This window comes from Streptomyces sp. TRM64462 (assembly GCF_013362995.1).
Taxonomy (GTDB): Bacteria; Actinomycetota; Actinomycetes; order Streptomycetales; family Streptomycetaceae; genus Streptomyces.
Genome location: NZ_JABWDV010000193.1, coordinates 1 through 2,694 on the forward strand (window position 1 = coordinate 1; position 2,694 = coordinate 2,694).

Below are 2,694 nucleotides of genomic sequence, written 5' to 3' on the forward strand. Positions count from 1 at the left end.
GGCGCGGAAGCCGCGGGGCGGCGCGGAAGCCGCGGGGCGGCATGGGAGCCGCGGGGCGGCGCGGGGCGGCCCTTCGCCGTCCGGGATACTGTGCCGCGCGGTCAGCGGCGGGGCGGGCGGACGGACGGGGCGGGTTGCGGTGGCGAGGGTGCGGCGGGGGGCGGCCGAGCGGCGGGAGGAGCTGCTGCGGGCGACGGTCGAGCAGATCGAGGCGCGGGGCGTCGCGGCGGTGCGGGTCTCGGACGTGGCGCAGGCGCTGGGGGTGAGCGGCGCACTCGTCCTGTACCACTTCTCGACGAAGGAGCGCCTCGTGGCCGCCGCGTTCGCGTACGCCGCCGAGGGTGACCTGGCGGAGCTGCGCCGGATCCTGGGGCGCCGGGGCCCGGCCGCACGGCGGCTGCGGGCGGCCGTCCGCTGGTACGTGCCGTCCGGGCAGGCCAAGGGGTGGCGGCTGTGGATCGACGGCTGGGCGGCGGCGCTGCGCGAGTCGGCGCTGCGGGAGGTGACCGCGGGGCTCGACCGCCGGTGGAAGGCGGCGCTGGCGGAGGTGTTCGCCGAAGGCGCGGCGGCCGGCGAGTTCCGGTGCGCCGACCCCGAGGCGGCGGCCGGCCGGCTGACGGCGCTGCTGGACGGCCTGGGCGTCCAGATGACCGTGTACCGCGGCTCCCTGAACCGGGCCACCATGCTCCGCTGGGCCGACGAGGCCCTGGCCCGCGAACTGGACGCGCCGGCCGGCACCGCGACCGGCCCGGCCGAAGCGCCCCTCGCCGAGGCCTGAGGACTCAGGTCGCCGCTACGGGGGCGGGGCGACGGTGCCTGGGCCTCCGACGGTTTCGGCGTGGGCACGCTGCCCCTAGGAGTGCGCCACAGGCGGTACCACCCGGGCGATGGGGCCCGTACTCCAAACGCCTCCGGGGTGCCCTCGTGTTTGCGGCGCGGCGCCCCCGGTGCACGGACGCACACGCCGCCTCCGCGCTACAGCGGCATCAGGTCCGGGCGCTTGGCGGAGACGTGGTCGCCGGAGCTCTCGCCGCGGAGGCGGCGGCCGATCCAGGGGACCAGGTACTCGCGGGCCCACTGGACGTCGTCGCGGCGTTCCTCGAGGGTGCCGCGCGGGGGCAGGGGCGGCCACGGGTGGTCCGGGTCGGCGGGGACCTCCAGACCGAGGACCTGGCCGGCGCGCAGGGCGACGCGGGTGTGGCCCTCCGGCGAGAGGTGCAGCCGGTCGGCGTCCCAGGCGCGGCGGTCCTGGACGGTCCTGAGGGACCACAGGTCGAGTACGGGGCAGCCGTAGCGGTCGGCGATGGCCCTGACGTGGCCGTTGTACGTGGCGATCTTGCCGCGCAGATGGCGCAGGACGGGGACGCCCCGGGTGTCGAACCCGGTGGTGACCAGGACGGTGCCGATGGCGGACGTCAGGTCGGCGACCGCCCGCTCGAAGCGTTCCGCGACGTCGTCGGGGTCGCTGCCCGGGCGGATGATGTCGTTGCCGCCCGCGCAGAACGTCACCAGATCGGGGGCGAGTTCCTTGGCGCGCGGGACCTGTTCCTCGACGATCTGGTCCAGCAGTCTGCCGCGTACGGCCAGGTTGGCGTACCGGAACTCGCCCTCCTCCGGGAGCCGGTCGGCCAGCAGGACCGCGAGCCGGTCGGCCCAGCCGACGAACGTGCCGTCGGGTCCCGGGTCCCCCACGCCTTCGGTGAAACTGTCGCCGACCGCCGTGTACGACCCGATCACGTACCTCTCCCCCATCGTCGAATCGTCTGCCACAGGAGCACATCTTTCACCCCGGGATGTGACCTACGCGACCGTAAGGAGGGGTTGACGCGGCGTGATCTGTGCCACCGCTGTGCGAAAAGGCCGCCGCCCGGCACCGTGTCGGGTGCCGGGCGGCGGTGTGATTCAGGCGCTCGGGCGCTCAGATGCCCAGGCGCTCAGCTCTGGCGCTTCAGATGGAGACGCCGTGGCTGCGGAGGTAGGCCAGCGGGTCGATGTCCGAGCCGTAGCTCGGGCTGGTGCGGATCTCGAAGTGCAGGTGCGGGCCCGTGGAGTTGCCGGTCGAGCCGGAGAGGCCGATCTGCTGGCCGCCGCCGACGGTCTGGCCGGCGGAGACGGAGAGGGAGGAGAGGTGGGCGTACTGCGAGTAGTTGCCGTCGGCGTGCTTGATGACGACCTCGTTGCCGTACGCGCCGCTCCAGCCGGCCGAGACGACCGTGCCGGGGCCGACGGCCTTGACGCTGCTGCCGGAGGAGGCGGCGAAGTCGACACCGGTGTGGTAACCGGAGGACCACATGGAGCCGGAGGCGCGGTACGGCGTGGTGACGCCGGCGGAGACCGGGGCGGTGAAGCCGGAGGCGCTCTGCGCGGGAGCGGCCGGGGCGGGCGCGGCGGCCGGGGCCTCGGTCCGCGTGGTGGAGCGGGAGGCGCGCTTCTCCGTGGTGGTGTCCTTCGCCTTCGGCTTGGCCTTGGCGGTCTCGGCCTTGGCCTTGGCCGGGTTCTTCGCGCCGAGGGTCAGCTTCAGACCGGGGTGGATGAGCGACGGGTCGTCGCCGATGGCCTCGCGGTTGTCCGCGTACAGCTTCTTCCAGCCGCCCTTGACGTTCTTGTTGTGGGCGATCTTCGCCAGGTAGTCGCCCGCGACGACGGTGTACACGCGGGGCGCCGGCTTGGCGGCCTCGGTCACGGACGTGGCGG

The 2,694-nt window shown here is 74.7% G+C and carries 3 protein-coding genes; 1 reads left to right on the forward strand and 2 read right to left on the reverse strand.

The window, feature by feature from the left end:
• Positions 1 to 139: 139 nt before the first annotated feature.
• Positions 140 to 778, forward strand: coding sequence for a TetR family transcriptional regulator C-terminal domain-containing protein (locus tag HTZ82_RS08905; protein WP_175408766.1), 639 nt, complete (start codon positions 140 to 142; stop codon positions 776 to 778).
• A gap of 197 nt (positions 779 to 975) precedes the next feature.
• Here HTZ82_RS08905 and HTZ82_RS08910 read toward each other — a convergent pair whose 3' ends face one another.
• Positions 976 to 1,752, reverse strand: a complete 777-nt coding sequence (locus HTZ82_RS08910; protein ID WP_175408767.1) for an SGNH/GDSL hydrolase family protein — start codon at positions 1,750 to 1,752, stop codon at positions 976 to 978.
• A gap of 196 nt (positions 1,753 to 1,948) precedes the next feature.
• On the reverse strand, positions 1,949 to 2,694 hold a 746-nt coding region (locus HTZ82_RS08915; protein ID WP_175408768.1), incomplete at its 5' end, for a LysM peptidoglycan-binding domain-containing M23 family metallopeptidase.